16 protein-coding genes and 2 pseudogenes are annotated in these 20,063 nt (G+C 73.4%); 7 read left to right on the top strand and 11 right to left on the bottom strand.

Annotated elements, in window-relative coordinates; translation table 11 throughout:
• Positions 1-2 precede the first annotated feature (2 nt).
• Positions 3-1,430, bottom strand: a complete 1,428-nt coding sequence (locus ABTY61_RS00975; RefSeq protein WP_350502739.1) for an amidase — start codon at positions 1,428-1,430, stop codon at positions 3-5.
• Positions 1,431-1,577: 147 nt separating this feature from the next.
• Between ABTY61_RS00975 and ABTY61_RS00970 the strand changes: the two genes are divergently transcribed.
• Positions 1,578-2,441 (top strand): ATP-grasp domain-containing protein, encoded by an 864-nt coding sequence (locus tag ABTY61_RS00970; RefSeq protein ID WP_350502738.1) that lies wholly within the window; start codon positions 1,578-1,580, stop codon positions 2,439-2,441.
• Positions 2,442-2,649: 208 nt separating this feature from the next.
• Here the strand turns inward: ABTY61_RS00970 and ABTY61_RS00965 are convergent, their stop codons facing one another.
• The gene (locus tag ABTY61_RS00965) at positions 2,650-3,516 is read right to left on the bottom strand and encodes an NAD-dependent protein deacetylase (protein WP_350502737.1); all 867 of its coding nucleotides are present in this window, start codon (positions 3,514-3,516) and stop codon (positions 2,650-2,652) included.
• 283 nt (positions 3,517-3,799) lie between these two features.
• Here ABTY61_RS00965 and ABTY61_RS00960 point away from each other — a divergent pair, with 283 nt between their 5' ends.
• Both ABTY61_RS00960 and ABTY61_RS00955 read left to right on the top strand, forming a co-directional pair.
• Entirely contained in the window at positions 3,800-4,966 is a 1,167-nt protein-coding gene (locus ABTY61_RS00960; protein WP_350502736.1) for an alanine--tRNA ligase-related protein, read from the top strand.
• A 36-nt stretch (positions 4,967-5,002) separates the two neighbouring features.
• Entirely contained in the window at positions 5,003-5,350 is a 348-nt protein-coding gene (locus ABTY61_RS00955; protein WP_350502735.1) for an ArsR/SmtB family transcription factor, read from the top strand.
• On the opposite strand, the gene ABTY61_RS00950 is transcribed toward ABTY61_RS00955, so the two are convergent.
• The 3 genes from ABTY61_RS00950 to ABTY61_RS00940 form a co-directional block, all read right to left on the bottom strand.
• Complete coding sequence (locus tag ABTY61_RS00950) at positions 5,298-7,919, bottom strand: SpoIIE family protein phosphatase (protein WP_350503071.1); 2,622 nt, start codon at positions 7,917-7,919, stop codon at positions 5,298-5,300. The two genes, ABTY61_RS00955 and ABTY61_RS00950, sit on opposite strands and share 53 nt — an antisense overlap.
• A gap of 260 nt (positions 7,920-8,179) precedes the next feature.
• Positions 8,180-10,231, bottom strand: coding sequence for a SpoIIE family protein phosphatase (locus ABTY61_RS00945; protein WP_350502734.1), 2,052 nt, complete (start codon positions 10,229-10,231; stop codon positions 8,180-8,182).
• 242 nt (positions 10,232-10,473) lie between these two features.
• Positions 10,474-11,343 carry a hypothetical protein gene (locus ABTY61_RS00940; RefSeq protein WP_350502733.1) on the bottom strand — a complete coding sequence of 290 codons (870 nt, stop codon included), beginning with the start codon at positions 11,341-11,343 and terminating at the stop codon, positions 10,474-10,476.
• A gap of 240 nt (positions 11,344-11,583) precedes the next feature.
• On the opposite strand from ABTY61_RS00940, the pseudogene ABTY61_RS00935 reads away from it, so the two are divergent.
• A pseudogene (locus ABTY61_RS00935) lies at positions 11,584-11,744 on the top strand (ABC transporter ATP-binding protein); the annotation flags it as partial.
• A gap of 220 nt (positions 11,745-11,964) precedes the next feature.
• On the opposite strand, the pseudogene ABTY61_RS00930 reads toward ABTY61_RS00935, so the two are convergent.
• Both ABTY61_RS00930 and ABTY61_RS41915 read right to left on the bottom strand, forming a co-directional pair.
• Positions 11,965-12,120, bottom strand: a pseudogene (locus ABTY61_RS00930) (family 1 glycosylhydrolase); the annotation flags it as partial.
• A gap of 79 nt (positions 12,121-12,199) precedes the next feature.
• On the bottom strand, positions 12,200-12,502 hold the full coding sequence (locus ABTY61_RS41915; protein ID WP_502895178.1) for a GMC oxidoreductase: 303 nt from the start codon (positions 12,500-12,502) through the stop codon (positions 12,200-12,202).
• A gap of 3 nt (positions 12,503-12,505) precedes the next feature.
• Between ABTY61_RS41915 and ABTY61_RS00915 the strand changes: the two genes are divergently transcribed.
• Complete coding sequence (locus ABTY61_RS00915) at positions 12,506-12,964, top strand: hypothetical protein (RefSeq protein WP_350502732.1); 459 nt, start codon at positions 12,506-12,508, stop codon at positions 12,962-12,964.
• 27 nt (positions 12,965-12,991) lie between these two features.
• On the opposite strand, the gene ABTY61_RS00910 is transcribed toward ABTY61_RS00915, so the two are convergent.
• Positions 12,992-15,529, bottom strand: coding sequence for a hypothetical protein (locus ABTY61_RS00910; protein ID WP_350502731.1), 2,538 nt, complete (start codon positions 15,527-15,529; stop codon positions 12,992-12,994).
• A gap of 376 nt (positions 15,530-15,905) precedes the next feature.
• On the opposite strand from ABTY61_RS00910, the gene ABTY61_RS00905 reads away from it, so the two are divergent.
• Entirely contained in the window at positions 15,906-16,901 is a 996-nt protein-coding gene (locus tag ABTY61_RS00905) for a caspase family protein (RefSeq protein WP_350502730.1), read from the top strand.
• Positions 16,898-17,380 carry a hypothetical protein gene (locus ABTY61_RS00900; RefSeq protein WP_350502729.1) on the top strand — a complete coding sequence of 161 codons (483 nt, stop codon included), beginning with the start codon at positions 16,898-16,900 and terminating at the stop codon, positions 17,378-17,380. Before ABTY61_RS00905 ends, ABTY61_RS00900 begins: the two co-directional genes overlap by 4 nt.
• 66 nt (positions 17,381-17,446) lie before the next feature.
• Here ABTY61_RS00900 and ABTY61_RS00895 read toward each other — a convergent pair whose 3' ends face one another.
• The 3 genes from ABTY61_RS00895 to ABTY61_RS00885 form a co-directional block, all read right to left on the bottom strand.
• Complete coding sequence (locus tag ABTY61_RS00895; protein ID WP_350502728.1) at positions 17,447-17,848, bottom strand: pyridoxamine 5'-phosphate oxidase family protein; 402 nt, start codon at positions 17,846-17,848, stop codon at positions 17,447-17,449.
• A gap of 102 nt (positions 17,849-17,950) precedes the next feature.
• The gene (locus tag ABTY61_RS00890) at positions 17,951-18,580 is read right to left on the bottom strand and encodes an MBL fold metallo-hydrolase (RefSeq protein ID WP_350502727.1); all 630 of its coding nucleotides are present in this window, start codon (positions 18,578-18,580) and stop codon (positions 17,951-17,953) included.
• The gene (locus tag ABTY61_RS00885) at positions 18,577-19,662 is read right to left on the bottom strand and encodes an S-(hydroxymethyl)mycothiol dehydrogenase (RefSeq protein WP_350502726.1); all 1,086 of its coding nucleotides are present in this window, start codon (positions 19,660-19,662) and stop codon (positions 18,577-18,579) included. The genes ABTY61_RS00890 and ABTY61_RS00885 overlap by 4 nt, the downstream gene beginning before the upstream one ends.
• Positions 19,663-20,063: the final 401 nt, after the last annotated feature.

Here is a 20,063-nt window from a genome sequence, read left to right as displayed (position 1 = left end):
CGTTACGGCCGCGGGTCGACGGGCGCGAGCACGCCGAAGCGGCGCTCGAGCACCTCGGCGGCCTCCAGGCACTGGTCCTCGCGGTACATCCGGCCGATCAGCTGGAGGCTCTGCGGCAGCCCGTCGGCGAACCCGCTGGGCACGCTCACGGCGGGCACCCCGACCAGCGAGGTCACCGCGCACACGGCCCTGGGCAGCGTCAGCGCGGCGTGGCCCTCGGCGTCGGTGTCCGCGGTGAACACGTCGACCCCGGGGACCGGGTGGGGGCAGGTGGGCGTGAGCAGCAGCGGGTGGGTCTCCAGCAGCTCGGCCCAGTCGCGCTGCAGGCCGAGCCGGACGCCGGTCTGCCGGAGGAACTCGCCGAGGTCGGTGTGCGGGGTGCGCTCAAGGAACAGGTCGAGGTTGCGGGCGCCCTTCTCGGTGAGCAGCTGCCGGATCCGGGGCCAGCTCAGGCCGAACTCGGCCATGATCAGCTTGCCGTAGCAGTCCAGGGCCTCGAACAGCCGGGGGATCTCGACCTCCTCCACGGCGTAGCCGGCCTCCCCCAGGGCGGCGGCGGCCTCGTCGAGGGCGGCGCCGATCGCGGGGTGGACGCCGATGCCGGCCGGGTCGACCACCACGCCGACGGTGAGCGGGCCGGTGGGGCGGGGCCCGTAGGCGGGGGCCGGGACGGCCCTCGGGTCCTGCGGGTCGGCGCCCGCCAGCACCTCGTAGGCGGCCCGCAGGTCGGCGACCGAGCGGGCGAACGGGCCGTCGACCGGGACGAGTTGGGAGGCCAGCAGCGGCTCCTGGCCGAGGATGCGGTGGTCGGCGGCGAACCGGCCGTAGCTCGGCTTGAGCCCGGCGACCCCGTTGAACGCGGCGGGCAGTCGGACCGAGCCGCCGGAGTCGTTGCCGAGGCCGAGCGCCGCCATGCCGACCGCGACGGCCACTCCGTCGCCGCAGCTGCTGCCGCCCGGGTTCCTGGTCCGGTCCCAGGGGTTGTACGTCCGGCCGTGGAGCCGGCTCTCGGCGTCGGAGGAGATCGACAGGTCGGACATGTTGGCGTGGCCGATCGGGATGGCGCCCGCGGCGCGCAGCCGGCGCACCGGCGGGGCGTCGGTCGCGGCCACGTGGTCGCGGAACCGGGGCACGCCGTGCGTGGTCGCCAGGCCCGCGACGCGGATGTTCTCCTTCACGGTGAACGGCACCCCGGCCAGCGGGCCGAGCGGCTCGCCCGCCGCGCGGCGCCGGTCGGTCTCCCGCGCGGCCTCGCGGACGGCGTCCGCCCTCAGCTGGGTGACGGCGTTGACGGCCGGGTTCACAGCCGCGATGCGCTCCAGGTGGCTCTCGACCACCTCGGCCGCCGAGAGCTCGCCGCGGGCGACGGCGGCGGCCAGTTCGGTCGCGCCCAGCTTCCACGGGGCGGTGGTCGTCGTGTCGGCACTCATCGTGGTTCTCCCCTCCGGTTCGTTTCGATGCACCTGCATCACATCGCATCCGAGGAAGCGATGCAAGTGCATTGCTACGGGCCCGTGCCGACCCCGCCCGGAGGGTCGGCGATAGGCTGAACGGATCGGATGATCTTCAGGAGAGCCATGAGCACCACCAAGCCCCGCGTCCTGCTCGTCACCGACCTCGCCTACCAGGCCCGGGGCCGGCGCTACTGCGACGAGGACATCCAGCTCTCCGCCCGGCTGCGCGAGGACTTCGACGTCGCGCTGTGCCACCCGCTCGACGCCGCCGCACTGCTGGACTCCTTCGACCTCGTCCTCGTCCGCAACAGCGGCCCGGTGCTCAACTACCGCGCCGAGTACGAGGACTTCCGCACCCGCGCACTCGCCCGCGGTGCCCGCGTGTACACCCAGCTGACCGGGCGCGCCGACATGGCCGGCAAGCAGTACCTGCTCGACCTCAGCGCCGCCGGGTACCCCGTCATCCCCACCGTCGACCGGGCCGAGGACCTCGACCGGCTGCCCGTCGTGCCCGAGTACGTCGTCAAGCCGAAGCTCGGCGCCGACTCCGTCGGCCTGCGGATCGTCCCCCGCGAACAGCTCGACGGCGTCGCGTACGACCAGGACGTCCTGGTCCAGCCGCTGATCCCGTTCAGCTACGAGGTCTCGTTCTACTTCGTCGACGACACCTTCCAGTACGCCCTGCACGCCCCCGACCCCGAGCAGCGCTGGCGCCTCGAACGGTACGAACCCACCGCCGCCGACCTGGAGTTCGCCCAGCGCTTCATCGACTGGAACACCGTCGAGCACGGCATCCAGCGGGTCGACGCCTGCCGCACCCCCGAGGGCGGGCTCCTCCTCGTCGAGCTGGAGGACCTCAACCCCTACCTCTCGCTCGACCTGGTCGACCAGGCCACCCGGGACGCCTTCGTCGACGCCCTCAAGGCCGCCCTGCACGCCTTCGCCACGAAGCCCCGGCCCCTGACGGAGCCCCGGTCCGCCGACTAGGGCCTGGGGACCACGGCCGACCGGCGCGCCCGGGCTTCGTCGAACGCCCGGACATCGGCACCACGCCGATGCCCTGCCCGCCGCCGGGCTCGATCGTCCACCCGTCCTGACGGGGGACAAGCGCACGCACAGGAAGTCGACCCCGCCGACGTCCTGCGCCGGGCGCACCGGGTTCGGCACGGCTGGGACGATCGGTGACGGGACGCCCTCAGGACGCCCGCACCCGCCGGACCGCCTCCGTCAGCGCCGCCCCCAACGGCAGGCCGACCCGGGCCTCGGCCAGCTCGTCGCCCCGGGTCGCGCCCTGGTTGACGATCACCACCGGTGTGCCCGCGCGGGCGGCACGGCGCACGAAGCGCAGCCCCGACATGACCGTGAGCGAGGAGCCCAGGACCACCAACGCCTGGGCCGCGTCCACGAGTTCGAAGCAGCGCTCGACCCGCGGCTTGGGCACGCTCTCGCCGAAGAAGACCACGTCCGGCTTGAGCACTCCCCCGCACACCGCGCAGGGGGCGACCCGGAAGCCCGCCACCAGCTCCGGCGCCAACTCGGCGTCGCCGTCCGCCCGGACCAGTGCCGGGCCGTCCCGGAAGCCGTCGTTCAGCTGCTCCAGGCGCCGGTCCAGCTCCGTGCGCGGGCTGGTCCGGCGGCAGTCCAGACAGACCACCCGGTGCAGCCCGCCGTGCAGCTCCACCGCCGCCCGGGTGCCGGCCGCGCGGTGCAGGCCGTCCACGTTCTGGGTGATCACCGCCGCCACATGCCCCGACCGTCGCAACTGCTCCACCGCCCGGTGCCCGGCGTTCGGCTCGGCCCCCGCGATCGCCCGCCACCCGACGTGGCTGCGCGCCCAGTACCGCCGCCGGGCCGCCGCGCTCCCGGTGAACTCCTGGAAGGTCATCGGCACCCCGCGCCGCCGACTGCCGGTCTCCCCCCGGTAGTCCGGGATGCCGGACTCCGTCGACAGCCCCGCCCCGCTGAGCACCACCACACCGCGCCCGGCCAGCAGCCCGACCAGCACCGCCAGGCCGGCCGCATCGGCGGCCGGGCTGCCGGGGGTCGTCACGGGCACACCCATGCCGTCCAGGGTAGAACGGTGGCCCGTAAAGCGGTGGCCCCGGATGGAGCCGGGGCGTTAGCCTCGGGGGCATGGACGTCATGGACCGCAGCCACCGCAGCAACCGCTGCACCACCGCAGCCGCGCGAGCGACCAGCTCGCCGGCCGCCGCCGCCTGACGTACCCCCTCCCCCGGCGACCGGAAACGGTCCGCCGGTGGTGGCTTCGAGGCGTTCCCGCCTCGGTCCCGATGATCGCGCGGCTCGTTCTCCGGCGCCTCCCTCCCCCGAGAAGGAGCCCCGCCATGAACACCGACCAGCTCGTCCGCGTCTTCACCGAGTACTTCGAGGAGCGCGGCCACCGCCGGATCACCGGCTCGACCCTGCTGCCCCCGCCCGGCGACCCGGTGCTGTTCACCACCTCCGGCATGCACCCCCTCACCCCGTACCTGGAGGGCCGACCACACCCGCTCGGGCGGCGGCTGGTGAACGTGCAGCGCTGCCTGCGCACCACCGACCTGGACGAGGTCGGCGACCGGACCCACCTCACCGTCTTCGAGATGCTGGGCACCTGGTCGTTGGGTGACTACGAGGGCCCGCAGAGCCTGGACTGGGGCTACGGACTGCTCACCGACGGCTTCGGCATCGATCCGGGCCGACTGCACGTCACCGTCTTCGGCGGGGACGAACAGGTCGGGCCGGACACCGGCTCGCTGGAGCTGTGGCAGGGCCGCGGGGTCCCGGTCGAGCTGACCGTCGAGGACAACTGGTGGTCCAACGGGCCGACCGGCCCCTGCGGCCCCGACTCGGAGATCTTCCTCTGGACCGGCGACACCCCGCCGGAGTCGACCCCGACCCGGGACGACCGCTGGGTGGAGGTGTGGAACCACGTGATGATGCGGCACCGCCGGCTCGACGACGGCTCGCTCGTCCCGCTCCCCCAGCGCAACGTCGACACCGGGCTCGGCCTGGAGCGGCTCTCCTCGCTGCTCCAGGGCCGCTCCTCGGTCTTCGACTGCGACGTCTTCGAGCCCTGGCGCCGTCTCGTGCCGACCCTGTGGCCACTGGACGAGCCCTCGCTGCGCCTGGTCTGCGACCATCTGCGCTCGGCCGTCGTCGTGATCGGCGACGGCGTCCACCCCTCCAACACCGGCCGCGGCTACGTGCTGCGCCGCCTGATCCGCCGGGTGCTCACCGTGCTCCGCCGCGAGGACCCGCAGCGCGGACTCGGGGACCTGCCGCCCGAGCTGGTGCGGCACACCCTGGACCGGTTCCGCCAGGACGTGGACCCCGAGTCGGTCCGCCGGGTGCTGCTCGACGAGGAGCGCCGCTTCGACCGGCTCCTGGACCGCGGCCGCCGCCTGCTCTCCGGCCCCCGCTTCCAGGGGCCGCTCGACGAGGACGACCTCCACTACCTCCACGACACCCACGGCCTGCCGCGCGAGCTCGTCCTGAACCTGCGCCCGCAGTGACGCCCGGCGGCGGGGCGGGGCCGGGCGGGGCGGGCGATGCGTCGAAGGAAGTCGACATGTCGGAATCCTCCGACGCATGGTGGAGGCACGGCGGAAGTCGATGTGTTCAGCGCGCCGGCCAACCCGGTACGGCGCAAGCTGCTGGAACGGCTCCAGGACGGGCCCCGGGCGGCCGGTGAGCTGGCCGGGGGGTTCGACCTCAGCCGGCCGGCCGTCTGCGAGCACCTGGCGGTGCTGCGGAACGCCCGACTGGTGCGGGAGGAGCCGCGGGGGCGGCATCGGTGCTACCACCGAACGGGCTGTCATCGTACGGTGCCTGGCGGCTGCTCGCTCACGGGCCGGACGTCGGGACGGCCGGTTGCAGGTACTGCTCGGCCCAGATGATCTTGCCCTCGGGGGTGTAGCGGACGCCCCAGCGTTCGGTGAGCCGGGCGACGAGGAACAGGCCGCGGCCGCCCTCGTCCTCCTCGACCGCGTAGCGCAGGTGCGGGGCGGTGCTGCTGCTGTCGGAGACCTCACAGATCAGCGTGCGGTCGTACAGCAGCCGCACCCTGATCGGTCCGGTCGCATAGCGGATGGCGTTGGTCACCAGTTCACTGAGCACCAGTTCGGTGACGAAGGCGGCCTCGTCGAGACCCCACTCGGCGAGCTGTCGGGTGGCCTCGGCGCGGGCCTGGGCCACGGCCTCCGGAGCCGGGGCCACCTCCCACTCGGCGGTCCGATCGGGCTCCAGCACGCGGGTGCGGGCGACGAGGAGGGCGATGTCGTCGGTCTGACGGACAGGCAGCAGCGCGTCGAGCACGGCGTCGCAGACCTCCTGGGGCGATCGGTCGGGGCGGGCCAGGACGGCCGTCAGGACGTCCAGGCCGACGCCGATGTCACGGGTGCGGTCCTCGACGAGGCCGTCGGTGTAGAGGATCAGGCTGCTTCCCGGTGGCAGCCGCACCTCCGTGGCTTCGAAGGGCATCCCGCCCAGACCGAGCGGCGGGCCGGCGGGGAGGCCGAGGAGCTTCACCGTGCCGTCCGGGTGGACGAGGGCGGGCGGGGGATGGCCCGCCCGGGCCAGCGCACAGGTGGCCGTGCTGGGGTCGTAGATCGCGTAGAGGCAGGTGGCGCCGGTGATCGCGAGCTCACCCCCGGCCGCGGCCGCCTCCTGGTCTATGTGGGCGACCAGCTCGTCAAGGTGTCCGAGGAGCTCGTCCGGCGGCAGGTCGAGGGTGGAGAAGTTCTGGACGGCGGTACGCAGGCGGCCCATGGTCGCCGCCGCGTGCACGCCGTGGCCGACCACGTCGCCGACGACGAGCGCGACCCGGGCACCCGGCAGCGGGATGACGTCGAACCAGTCGCCGCCGACCCCTGCCTGGGCGGGCAGGTAGCGGTAGGCGACGTCGAGGGCACTCTGCTCGGGCAACGCGCGCGGCAACAGGCTGTGCTGCAGGGTGACGGCCATCGTGTGCTCGCGGGTGAAGCGGCGAGCGTTGTCGACGGACACGGCGGCCCGGGCGGCCAGCTCCTCGGCCAGGGACAGGTCGTCATCCTCGAACGGGCCTCTGTCACGGCCACGCCAGAAGCAGGCGATGCCCATCAGCACACCCCGCGCCGTCAGCGGAACGGCGATAAGCGACGCCAGGCCGAACCCCAGCACCGCCTGGGTACGCTCGACATCCTGCATGCGCCACCCGGCATCGGTCGCCAGTTCGGGGACCAGCGCGGATCGCCCGCTGACGAAGCCCGCCGCCTGCGGGGTACTCCCCATCCATCGGACCAGCGTGTCCTGGGGGTACAGCGGCGAATCGTCCCGGATGCCCGCGAGCGCCACCCGCCGCAGCTCCACCGTGGCACCGACCGTCAGGGTCTGCGGCTCCTCGCCCCGCAGGACCGCTTCGGCGAGGTCGACGGTGGCGTAGTCGCAGAATTCCCGGGAGGCCGTCCCGGCGAGTTCCTCCGCGGTGCGCCGGACGTCCAGGGTGGTGCCGATGGCCATGCTGGCCTCGTACAGCAGCCTGAGCCGACCGCGGGCGACCTCGGCCTTCCCCGCTAGGGCGCGCAACTCGGTGGAGTCGCGCAGGGTGGTGACGCTGCCGGGCGGGCCTCCCCCACTGTCGGTGGGGCGGTTGTTGACGGCCAGCAGGCGGTCGCCCACGGGGAGCACCTCGTCGGTGACCGCGCAGTCGGAGAGCAGCAGTTCGGTCGTACGGGGATCGAGGCCGAGGTCGGTGACAGCTCGCCCCTCAACGTCGGAGGGCAGGTCCAACAGCCGGCGCGCCTCGTCGTTGGCGAGCAGGACCCGGCCGTCGCCGCTGACGATGGCCACGCCCTCGCGCACCGCGTGCAGCACCGCATCGTGGTGCTCGTACATCCTGGTCATCTCCTCCGGCCCCAAGCCGTGGGTCTGCCGCAGGAGACGCCTGCCCACCAGCGCAGTACCGGCCGTGGCCAGGCCGAGCGCGACGGCACCGGCGCCCAGCACGACCGGCAGCTGGCGGTTCACCGTGCTGCTCACGTTGGCGACCTTCATCCCGGCGGACACGATGCCCACGACCGCACCGTGGGTGTCCTCCACCGGAACCACCACCTGGTACTCCAGGCCGAGCGGGCCGTGCACCTGCTCGACGGTGATTCGGCCCTGCAGCGACGGCCCGATGGTGCCGACGAACTTCTTGCCGATCTGTTCCGGCTGGGGGTGGGTGTAGCGGATGCCGTTTCGGTCGGTCACCACGATGAAATCGACATTCGCGTCCTTGCGGGCCACTTCGGTCAGGGGCTGGAGCACCGTGCTGGGATCGGGGCCCTGCATCGTCGCCACCAGACCGGGGCTGTGGGCGAACGCCTCGGCCGCGGCGAGCGAACGGTCGCGCGCTGCGGCGAACCGGTCGCTGCGGGACTCGATCAGAAGTGCGCCGACCGCCGCCACCACGAGCAGCAGCACGATCAACACCTGGAGGAGGAACATCTGACCGGCGACGCTGCGGATGCTCGTCACCGACCGCAGACGCCGCGCCGACGGCTCCCCCGGGATCGGACTCGGATGCCGCCGCCCGCCATGACCACCCGCTCGGCCCGGCACCCGGGGACCGGGGCCCGTGTCTCTCGCCATACACCCATGGTCCCGCCCCGGACAGCGCGGGACACGCCGCACGGGGCACCTCGCCCGAGCACCCCCGGGTACGCCCCGCCCGCCGGCCCGCGGAAGCGGCCCCGCTCCGTCATGGCTCAGCGGGGGACGGAGCGGATCAGCAGCAGCGCGACGTCGTCGGTGCGGCGCTCTCCGTGTCCGGCCCGATCGACGAGCGCATCGGCCAACCGGTCGAGTGGTTCGCCGCCGTGGCGGGCCACCGTGGCGGTGAGGTCGGCCAACGCCTGGTCGAGATCCGTACCGGGCGTTTCGATGAGGCCGTCGGTGTACAGGACCAGAGTGGTGCCGATCGGCAGGTCGATGCGGATCTGCGGGTAGTCGGCGGCGGGGTCGACGTTCAGCACCAGGCCGACGGGCGGCTCCAGCGCGTCCGCCCGGCCGTCCGGGCGGTATCGCAGGGGCACGGGGTGACCGGCGTTGGCCAGCCAGGCCTCACGGCGGGCGAGGTCGACGCGAAGGTAGGCGCAGCTGGCCAGCAAGGCGGTGTCCAGGTCGGCCACCAGGCGGTTGGTGCGGGAGAGCACGGTGCTCGGATCGGCATCGGCCGCGGCGAAGGCACGGACAGCGGTACGGACCTGGCCCATCAGCGCGGCGGCGTTGACATTGTGGCCCTGGACGTCGCCGATCACCACGGCCACGCTGTCAGGCCCGACCCGAATGACGTCGTAGAAGTCGCCTCCGACGTCCATGCCCTCCGTGCACGGGAGGTAGCGGGCACTGACCTCCAGGCTCGGGACGTCCGGCAGTGCACGGGGCAGCAGGCTTTCCTGGAGGCCGTGGGCGAGACCGAGCTTGGTGTCGTACAGCCGGGCCCGGTCCAGGGCCTGGGCGATCAGTCCGCCGAGCGAGGTGAGAACGGCGCGTTCCTCGAGATCGAAGTGGTGCGGCTCGGCGAAGGCCAGCACGCAGGTGCCGATCAGCCTGCGCGAGGTCACCAGCGGCAGATAGGCCCAGGCGGCCATCCCGTCCTGGGTCTCGGGGCGGCCCGGGTAGACCCGCTCCAACTCCGCACGGGTCTCGAAGTACGCCGGTACGGGGTTGGTGGACGCCCGGACACCGGGCGTGGGCTCGGTCAGCGGAGTGCCGTCGAACCGGTCGACCAGGCCGGGCGGGTAGCCGCGATGGCCCACGATGCGCAGTCGGCCTCCTTCCGCCATCAGCACCGCCACGGCTCGGCCGCCGAACGCCGGCACGATCTGCTCCGAGACCATGCTCACCACGTCCTGCACGCTGACGGCCTCGGTCAGCGCACCGGCGAGGTGGAGGAGGTGGTAGAGCGCCCCGGGCCGGGTGTGCCCCGCCCGGGGCGCCCCGGTGGCCCGGGCGCGGTGGGCGGCGTCGGCGGTGACGATCCGCGCGGTCAGTCCGGACGGGCCCGGGAAGAGCTCGAACGACAGCCACCGGTCCGGCGGTCGCATCGCGACGAAGGAGGTGGACTGCCCGCTGATCACCGCGGCCCGGTAGTGGTACTCGTACACCGGGTCCCGCAGCCACGGCAGAACCTCCCACGGCCGCGCGCCCAGCAGCCGCTCGACCGGCTCGCCCAGCAGCTCGGCGGCGGCCGGTGTGACCACGGCCAGCCTGCCGTTCAGATCGATGGCGCAGATGCCCTCGGGAAGCCGTGCCGCCATCGTGGTGAGCTGGGCGACGGAACCGCGCTCCGCCACCTCGGGGCGCGGGCCGGCCCGGACCGGACGTCCTGCCCGGGCTGCCTCAGCCAGCGCCTCGGTCAGGAGCGCGGCGAACGCGCTGAACCCGTCCCGTTCACCGGGCGACATCTCGGGCGGATGTGCCGCGGGCCAGAGCACGAAGACGGCCCCGTACGCGGTCCGCCGCCTGACGAGCGGGGCGACTGCGAGGCAGAACGCGTACGGCATGGCGACCGCGATCCTCGGATACCTGCGCGCCATGTCCTCCGCGCCACCCACCCAGACGACCCGGCCGCTGCGCACCGCCTCCGCCACCGGTATCGGTGCGGTCAGGCCCACGCGCTGCCACGGCCTGGTGAACTGCCGGGCAGCCCCCAGTGTCAAAGCCAGTTCGAGCAGCTGCCGGTCCTCGGACAGCAGGTAGAGACCTCCGATGTGCGCATCGAGCCGGGTCGGCGCGGATCGCAGGAGCTGCGCCATCGCCTCAAGGCCCTGCCCGGCCGGCGCCTCGGCGGCCTCGTGTCCGGGCCTTGGCGACGAATGCCACGGCACGCCCATCACGAACACCCCAATCGAGCCGACCACCCGTAGGCCCCCTCCTATAGTGGCCCGGTCTCGCCCCCGCTACTCGCCGCCCGTCGTCGCCCCCGCCACAGACAGGAGTCCTGTGTCGCCCCGCGTAGCCACCGGAGTGCCGACCGGTGGCCGTCGTCGGCAGGGTGTCAGGTCAGCGCCCTGGACCGCCAGTAACCGAACCGGTCGAGCGGGTCACCGTCGAGTGTCCACGGCCAGGCGGTGACCGTGTCGCCGATCAGGCCGAAGGCGTCGGCACACTCGCGCACGCGGCCGGCCTGGACCATGGCGAAGGCGAGCAGGTTGAGGTCGGCCAGAGCGGCCGCGTGCCGCAGGTGGCCGGGACGCGGCCAGCCCGCCAGAGCGGTCTCCAACGCGGTGGCGGCGCGGTTGTTCTCCCACTGGCGGCGGACCAGCAGGGCCTCGACGCCGCCCCGGGCGGCGATGCGGGTGTGTTCGTCGACCAGTGCGGTCAGTTCCACGCCCACGGCCGGTGCGTCGGCCGGCACCGAGGCCCGAACAGCGTGCACGAAGTCCAGCTGACTGCTGCGCGAGCCGCACTCCTCCGGCGACAGGTAGCGCAGCATGTGCAGATGGGCCTCCCGGTTCCAGGGGTCGCGCGCTGTCACCTCGTGCCAGACGGCGAACACCTCTCGCGATTCGGCGCGCGTCAGACGCAGGATCCCGAGCAGCACCACCCACGGTGTGGGGTCGTCGGGAACGGCGGCGGCGGCACGACGGCAGCATTCGGCGGTGGCGGGGGCGTCCTCCATCCGCCCCGCCCATCGGCCACGGCACAGCTCGACCCACGCCTCGAAGACCTGCGGGTCGGCACCGGACGGGCGGCGCATCCGCCAGGAGCGGGAGAGCGCCGAGTGCGCAGCCGCCTCGGCGAGCACGGCGAAGCGGTGCGCGCGACGGTCCCAGTCCGTACCGGCCCCGTGGAGCAGCCGCTCGATCTGGTCGATCTGAATTCCGTGCTGCCCCGGCATCGCGGGTGAATTCAGCTGTCGCCGCACGCGACCGAGTTCAACGTCGTCGAGTTCCGGCCGCAGGCGCGGGCCGGAAGCGCGAAGTCTTCGAAGGATCGACACGCGTCGCAGCCTAGGCCACCGGTCGAATTTCAGAAACCCCCGAAAGGAAACCGATATGTCCAGCAGATTCCGGTGACCCTACCGCCCCGTACGGCGACCGGAAGGGGCACGGCGGGAATCGACTCCGAGCCCTCGGACGGCGGTTGCGGACCGAGAGTTGGCGGGGCCCCGCAGGAGGGGCTGGAGGCATGCGAGGGCACGGCTCCGGCCGTCACGCACGACCGCTGGTTCGCCCGGCCCTTCGACCGGTTCACGGTCTTCGGTCGGACGGCGTCGCGCGGGAGACACCCGAACCGGTGCGGGCCGAGCGCAAGGTCGAACGGGCTCACCGAGCCCGCGATCTGACATTCAGTCGGCAGCCCATTGACGAATCATTCACTGAATTTCGCCCGCCATTCCCATTCGCACCGCATACGGAATGAGGTGCTTTTGTCCCAGCAGACAGCAATCGGCCATTCCCTCCGATCGTTGCGTTCGTCTGCGAGGCCCTGCGTTCGGGCATCGACACCGTGCCACAAGGGAGTTACCGGCACCCTGTTTCGCATGTCGCGCCTTGTGGGCGGCGATCAGATCTCGGTACCAGGCGCACGAGGCCCTCGGCGTACGGCGCTGCGTTGCGAAGTCGACGTGGACGAGACCAAACGTCTGACTGAACCCCTCTGCCCACTCCAGGTTGTCGAGGAGCGACCAGGTGTACCGACCGCTTGCTCACCCGGCCGTACTGCGCCGGATCGCGCCCGCGCTGGCCGAGTGAACAGTCGAGCGCCGGGGTTCGGTGAGCTCAGGCGCGGCCGAGGACCCGCTCGACGGCGATCTCGATGACCACCCGGTCCGGGTTCTCCCGGGGCTGGCGGTAGCGCTCGGCGTAGCGGCGCTCGGCGTCGGCGACCTGCTCAGCCGAGTCGCGCAGCACGGCGACGCCCTCCAGGTGGGAGAAGCCCATGATGGTCTCCTGCGGACTGACGCCGGTGGCGCCCGGCAGGACGCTCGCGTCGCACAGCCGCAGGTTCGTGAAGCCGTGCGGACGCCCCTGGGCGTCGCACACCCCGCCCAGGGCGGCCGGGCCCATCCGGCAGGACGCCATGGGGTGAGGTTCCCCGGCATCACCCGCACACCCCGGTCGGCGAACTCCTGGAGCTGCGCGGTGAAGATGGTGCCCTCGGTGGCCCGGATGGATTCGCCGAACAGCGCCACCGTACGGAAGTCGACGTGGAACGCGATGGCCCGGGCCGCGCCCGCCGACGGCGCTGCGCCACAGCAGCAGCGGGCTGCCGATCGGCCCCGCGGCCAGGAACACCGTCTCCGGTTCGACGTCGTCATGGAGGGTCAGACGTCCGGGTTCCGGCGGGACGCCGACGCGACGGCCGTCGCCCCGTACCGGGCGGCCGGCCTCACCTGGTGGGTGGAGAAGCTGGGCTGGTTCCGGGGCCCGGTCGACCTCGTCCGGACCCGGATCGCCGCCCCCCCGGTTCCCACCGTTCCGGGAGCCGACCGCCCCGGCGACGGTCACCACCGACCGGCCCAGCACCGGCAGACCGCCCGCTGAGACCCCGGCGGCCCGCCCGGCCGGTGGTCAGACAGGTCGTCGACTCCGGTCGCCGGGCGGGGCGAACCGCGCCGCCGACCGCGGGTGCCACAGCAGCAGGACGCCGGCCGCCGCCGGCACCAGCAGGACGCAGCAGGTCCACAGCGTCGGATCGTGGAAGCTCAGCAGTACCTGCGGCAGCGCCAGCGAGGTCACCAGTCCCGCGCCGACGGTGGCCGCCACCCGGCCGGACGGCCGGCCGTGCCGGCACCGCACCACGATCCAGGCCCACAGGGCCAGTGCGGCACCCCCCGCCAGCACGACCAGCAGCGCGTCGACGGCGTGGCCCGTCCGCGTGACCTGGTCGTCCAAGGTCTGCGGCCAGGGCATCGGGGCCTGCAAGGCGTGCAGCAGGCGGTACTCCACCGTGTACCCGGCCGCCGTGAACGGCAGGGTACCGGCGGACATCAGCAGGAGCGCCGCCCGCACCGTCAAGGGCAGCTCACGCCAGGTGGCTTGATGGCGTTCGGGGCCGCCCAGATCGGGCAGCGGGACCGCCGCCCCGGGCACGGCACCCGGCGGCACCGGACGGGCAGGCGACCGGGGTTCGAAGTGCGGCGCCGAGCCCGGCCGCCACAGCAGGACGACCGACACGAGCGCGGGCAGCAGAAAGCCGAGGCCCAGTACGTGCTGGGCGACGCCTGCCATCCGGCCGGCGACCATCAGCGAACACAGCAGGACGATCCCGAACAGGACGGTGGCGGCGCTCCGGGCCCGGGCGTCGCCACGCGCACAGCGCCAGGCGACCGGGATCCACACCAGGAAGGAGATCACCAGCTCCACGGCGAGGACCCCGCCGAACGAGTCGGCGGCCGGGGTGGAACCGTCGTTCGGGACGGTCGGCTCCGTGGCCGGGGCGGTGTTCACCAGGTGGGCGAGCACGACGGTCGCAGGCAGGTAGCAGACCATCGCCGCCACCGTCAGCCCCAGGGCCCACCGGACGGTGGCGGGCATCTGCCCCCGGGGCACCGGTGCGGGGGCCGGCCGCCACGGCGGCGGGGGCGGGGGCGGGGCCGACTGCCACGGCGGCGGCGGGGCCGACTGCCACGGCGGCGGCGCGGGCGGGGGCGGCGGGGGCCCGTAAGGGCTCGGCTGCGGCGGAGGACCGGAGGGAGCCGGCTGCGGGAACCCCCGGGGTGGGACCGGCAGCGTGCACCGTGCCTCCAGGTGCTCCATCGCCCGCATGATCGCGACCGCGTACGTCCACTCGGTGCGCCGCTCCGCGCCCCAGGCCGACCAGCCCTCACCCGGCACGTACAGCAACAGGTGTGCCGCACCCGTCGAGTTGAGCTCCCGGGCGCCCCGGTACACCGGCCACCGCTCGACGAACTCGCCGAACGCCGCCCAGCGTTGGGCGACGGTGGGCGGCTCCCGGTGCGGGGCCGCCTTCGGCAGCACCACCCGGACCGCCCGCCGGGCCGAGACGGCGACCTGCCGCCAGAGCGTCCAGGGCCGGTCCGGCGGGACCAGCAGCAGGAGCGGGTGCGGTGGCATCCGCTCCCCCAGCATCTCCAGCTCGTAGCGGAATCCGGGCCGCAGTTCGACCGGTGCCGCCGACAGCAGTACGGCCCTGCTGGACCGGGCGTACATCTCGACCTCGTACTTCCACCGGTCCAGCGGCTCGGTCGAGAGGAAGAGCTTGGCCGCGCCGAGGGTGGCCAGGCCGGCGGCGTTGGGGTCGTTCCCGGCGATGACCGCCCCGTAGTGCTGGAAGCGCCAGGCGATCACCTCCTCGAACGGCAGCCGCCGGCCCGGCGACAGGGCCGTGACCAGGCCCCGCCGGTTGACCGCGCCGGCCCGGATCTCCACCGCGTCGTCCTGGAACGTCCGCAGGTAGAGCACGTGCGGCCGCTGGTCGGCGGCGAGCAGGGCGTTCACCCGGGGTGAGCGGTACCTCAGCCCGCGCTGGTCGACCCACCGCACCACCGAGGCGAGCCCCCGCAGCGCCAGCAGGCCCGCGGCCGTACCGCACACCGCGACGACCCCGCCGAGCGCACCGAACTGGCCGGTCACCGCCATGGCCGTCAGCACGACCAGCAGCATCCCCATCGGCACCCCGTAGAGGAGGGCGGGGGACAGCACGGCCGCCACCCCGGTCCGGACCAACGAGCCGCGCAGGGAGTGGCGTCGCCCCGCCCGGCCGCGGCGCGGCGGGGAGTACATCGGGTGGGCGTACCGACGGCAGAGCGGCGTGAGGGCGAGGCCGACCAGCGCCAGCAGGGCCGCCGCCACCACCAGTCGGTCCCCGCCGGCCCCGGCCGAGGACACCGTCAGGGCCTGCCGCGACACCCAGCCGGAGAAGGCCAGATAGCCCCCGCCGATCACCAGCACCCGCCGGGCCAGGAACAGCAGCCGCCACCGGCGGGCCCGCCGCCGCAGCTCCACCGCCTCCGGACCGACGTCGTGCCAGTCGCGCGAGGGGGCGGGCAGCTCGTGCACCACCCGGTGCCTGCGCCGCCCGACCCCGTAAGCCAGCGCCACGCCGACCAGCAGCGCCGCGGGCAGCACACCGGCAAGCACGCCCACTCACCGGCTCAGCATGACGGCCGGGCCCGCACGGCCCGTCCGGGAAAGCTCGACATGAATTTCGACACCCGAGTAGTATCCGACGGGCCATCAGAACTGACAAGGCGTCAATTCAGTTCTCATAAAGCAGAGATGACAATTCACGGTCAGATTTCGACCGGCTTTCCCGGCGGGATGGGGCCCTGCGGCGCGAGGATGCGCCGCCCCGTCACAAGGCCCCATCCGACCGGGCAGGACGCTTGAGAGTCGAGGACACCGGGGGCTATCCTGCGACCCGGGCCGGGTGATCGCACCCGTCACCCCCGGACGACGACCTCTTCCGTCAGCCTTCACCGTGGAAATCCGATCCAGGCAGATGATGGACAGGGAAGCACACGTGAAACGAGCCATCGTCGTCGGAATCGACGACTACCAGACGGCACCCCTCCAGGGCTGCGTGGCGGACGCCGAAGCCCTCAAGGACCTCCTCGCCACGAACGCCGACGGAGGCCCCAACTGGCGCGTGGAACTGCTCACCAGCGCGCGGGCACCCCGGATCACCCGGGACCGGCTCCGCGGGGCACTGGCTCAGCTGTTCGCGAACGCGCGGGACAGCGATCTGCTCTTCTACTTCGCCGGGCACGGCATCCAGACCGCGTGGGGGGCCGACCTGGTCACCCAGGACGCCACTCGCCACAGCTTCGGCGTGTCCATGAACGACCTGATCACCCTGGCGAACGACTCGCCCGCCCGCAGCGTCACCCTCCTGCTCGACTGCTGCTTCGGCGGGGACGCCGGAAACTCCCCCGGGCACCAGGCCGCGGCAGTGGCCGAGACCTTCCGGCTCAACAGGAGCACCCTCCGGGAGAACGTCACCGTCCTGGCGGCCAGCCGGGCGACCGAGGCCTCGGAGGAGGTCGACGGGCACGGCGCGTTCACCCGCGTGCTGCTCGACGGACTCGCCGGCGGAGCGACCGACCACCTGGGGAACGTCACCGCCCTGAGCCTCTACAGCTTCACGAGCGCCGCGTTCGACGCCTTCCAGCAGCGCCCCACCTTGAAGACCCACATGACCGAGCCGGTCGTCCTGCGGATCGGACCGCCCTGGGTGGACGCGGAGCTCCTCCGGCAGCTCCCGGCACACTTCCGGACCGCGGACTCCCCGGTCTGGCTGAGTCCCGCCCACGAAGGCGAGGGCCGCCCGCTGCCGCCCGGGAACCCGGGCACCCGGGAGCAGCAGCAGTTCGACTACCTCGGCCGCCTGCGCAACGCCAACCTCGTGACGACCGACGGTCGGCGCGACCACTACTGGGTGGCCATGGACAGCGGAGCTGTGTACCTCACACCGCTCGGCCGCTACTTCTGGAACCTGGCCAAGAGGAGGGTACTGTGATCCGCATCGGTTGTTCCGGTCACCAGAACCTGACCGCCGGCACGCGCCGCGTCGTCGCCCGGGCCGTCGCCGCGCAGATCGCCGAGGTCACGGACGACGAGTTCGTGGGACTGTCCTGTCTTGCCGAGGGCACGGACCAGTTGTTCGCGTTCGCGGTGCTGGCGGCCGGCGGACGGCTCCACGCCGTTCTCCCCAGCCATGAACTCGAACGCAGCTTCCGGTCGGCCGAAGCGCTCACGAGGTACCGGGCCCTGCTGGACCTGAGCACCGACGTCCGGACCCTGCCCTTCGCCGAACCCGGCGAGGACGCGTACCTGGCGGCGGGCTACGAGGTCGTCGACCGCTGCGACCTGCTGCTCGCCGTCTGGGACGGACAGCCCGCGGGTGGCAAGGGCGGGACGGCGGACGCGGTCGCCTACGCGCGGCGGAAGGGCGTCGCCGTCCACGTCATCTGGCCGTCGGGAGCACGCCGGGCCTGAACGGCCGCGCCCCCGTCGCCGCCCCTCTCCCACCGGCGGGCGGCGGCGGAGCACCGGGAGAAGCGCTCAGGCGCGGCCGAGGACGCGCTGGACGGCGATCTCGATGACCACCCGGTCCGGGTTCTCCCGGGGCTGGCGGTAGCGCTCGGCGTAGCGGCGCTCGGCGTCGGCGACCTCGTCGGCGGTGTCGCGGACCACCGCGACGCCCTCCAGGGTCGACCAGCGGGCCCGGTCGACCTGGCAGACCGCGACGCGCAGGCCCTCGGGGCCGGCCTCCGCCACGTTGCGGGCCTTGCGGCTGGTGCGGCTGGTGATCACCCGGGCGGTGCCGGTCACCGGGTCGAAGGTGACGCCGACCGGCACCACGTGCGGGGAGCCGTCGGGGCGGGTGGTGGTGAGGGTGGCGATGTGCCGCTCGCGCCAGAAGGCGAGGAAGGCGTCGTCGAGGTCGCGCGGGTCGTGGGCCATGATCGTGATCGTACGGCCCCCGGGGAGGCGTCCTCGCCCGGGGGCCGTACGGCGTGCGGCAGGCGGCTCGCCGGCCGCGGGCGGCTCAGCGGCCGGAGCGGCTCAGTGACCGCGGGCGATCCACTCCGGCAGGGCCGGGGCCTCGGCGCCGATGGTGGTCGGGTCGCCGTGGCCGGTGCGCACCACCGTGTCGGCCGGGAGCGCCAGCAGGCGCTCACGGATGGACTCGATGATGGTCGGGAAGTGCGAGAACGAGCGTCCGGTCGCGCCGGGGCCGCCGTGGAACAGGGTGTCGCCGGTGAACACGGTGCCGAGTTCGGGGGCGTACAGGCAGACCGCGCCGGGCGCGTGGCCCGGGGTGTGCAGCACGGTCAGCGCGGTGCCGGCCACCTCGATCCGCTGCCCGTCGGCGAGTTCGCCGTCCGGGAGCCGCTCGGGGTGGGTGAGCTTCCACAGCGGGAGGTCGTCCGGGTGCAGCAGGACCGGCGCGCCGGTGCGCGCGGCCAGCTCCGGGGCGGCGTCGATGTGGTCGTTGTGGGCGTGGGTGGAGACGATCGCCAGCAGCCGGCGCCCGCCGAGCGCGGCCTCGATGGCCCCGGCGTCGTGCGCGGCGTCGATCACCACCGCCTCCTCGTCGTCGCCGACGATCCAGACGTTGTTCTCCACCTCCCAGCTGCCGCCGTCGAGTTCGAAGGTCCCGGCGGTGACCAGGCGGTCCACTCGGACGGTCACAGGACCACCACCGAGCGGAGGACGTCACCCTGGTGCATGCGCTCGAAGGCCTGCTCGACGGCGTCGAGCTCGATCGTCTCGGTGACGAAGGCGCCCAGGTCCAGGCGGCCCTGGAGGTAGAGGTCGATCAGCATCGGGAAGTCCCGGGAGGGCAGGCAGTCGCCGTACCAGGAGGACTTGAGCGCGCCGCCCCGGCCGAAGACGTCCAGCAGCGGCAGTTCCAGGGTCATCTCCGGGGTCGGCACGCCGACCAGGACGACGGTGCCCGCGAGGTCGCGGGCGTAGAAGGCCTGCCGGTAGGTCTCGGGGCGGCCGACGGCCTCCACCACGACGTCGGCGCCGTTGCCGCCGGTCAGTTCGCGGATCGCCTCGACCGGGTCGGTGGTGCGGGAGTTGACGGTGTGGGTGGCGCCCAGGGCGCGGGCCTTCTCCAGCTTGCGGTCGTCGATGTCCACCGCGATGATCTTCGACGCGCCCGCCAGCCGGGAGCCCATCACGGCCGCCCCGCCGACGCCGCCGCAGCCGATCACCGCGACGGTGTCGCCGCGGCCCACGTTGCCGGTGTTGAGCGCGGCCCCGAGGCCCGCCATCACGCCGCAGCCCAGCAGGCCCGCGACGGCCGGCTCGGCGGCCGGGTCGACCTTGGTGCACTGCCCGGCCGCGACCAGGGTCTTCTCGGCGAAGGCGCCGATGCCCAGCGCCGGGGACAGCTCGGTGCCGTCCAGCAGCGTCATCTTCTGCTTCGCGTTGTGGGTGTTGAAGCAGTACTGCGGGCGACCGCGCTTACAGGCACGGCACTGACCGCACACCGCACGCCAGTTGAGGACGACGAAGTCGCCCGGCTCGACCTCGGTGACGCCCTCGCCGACCGACTCCACGATGCCTGCGGCCTCATGGCCGAGCAGGAAGGGGAACTCGTCGTTGATGCCGCCCTCGCGGTAGTGGAGGTCGGTGTGGCAGACGCCGCACGCCTGGATCCGGACCACCGCCTCGCCCGGGCCCGGGTCCGGCACCACGATCGTGGTCACCTCCACGGGCGCGCCCTTGGCGCGCGCGATGACTGCCTTCACCTGCTGGGCCATCCGATTCCACCTCCGTCGGCCGATGCGGCTCCGCACCGGCGTGACCTGCGACAAACGACTGCGGGAGAACTCTAGAAGCACTGCCGAAGGAGTGCCTACGAAGGGTAGCGCCCGCCCGGCTTGCCGCACGTGCCCCGGGCATATCCGGCGGCCCGCCCGGCGCTCGCCCCCGCGCGGCCCCGGCGCGGCCCGCCACCAGGGGCGCGCGGGCGGCGCCGAGCGCCCGTCAGCGTGCTACGAACTGCCCGGAAAGCGCCGCCGTTGGCTGGAAGTGCCGCAGACGGGCGCCCCGCCGTCCACGTACGGTCGTAGCAGAGACGGTCCACGCGACCACGCTCAGCACACCCGTCCCACCTGACGGCTCGCCACCGCGCGCCGCCCGTGCCGGGCGCGTACCGACC

This window comes from Kitasatospora sp. NPDC096128 (genome assembly GCF_040303105.1).
Classification (GTDB): domain Bacteria; phylum Actinomycetota; class Actinomycetes; order Streptomycetales; family Streptomycetaceae; genus Kitasatospora.
This window is presented reverse-complemented; position numbering and strand designations above follow the sequence as displayed.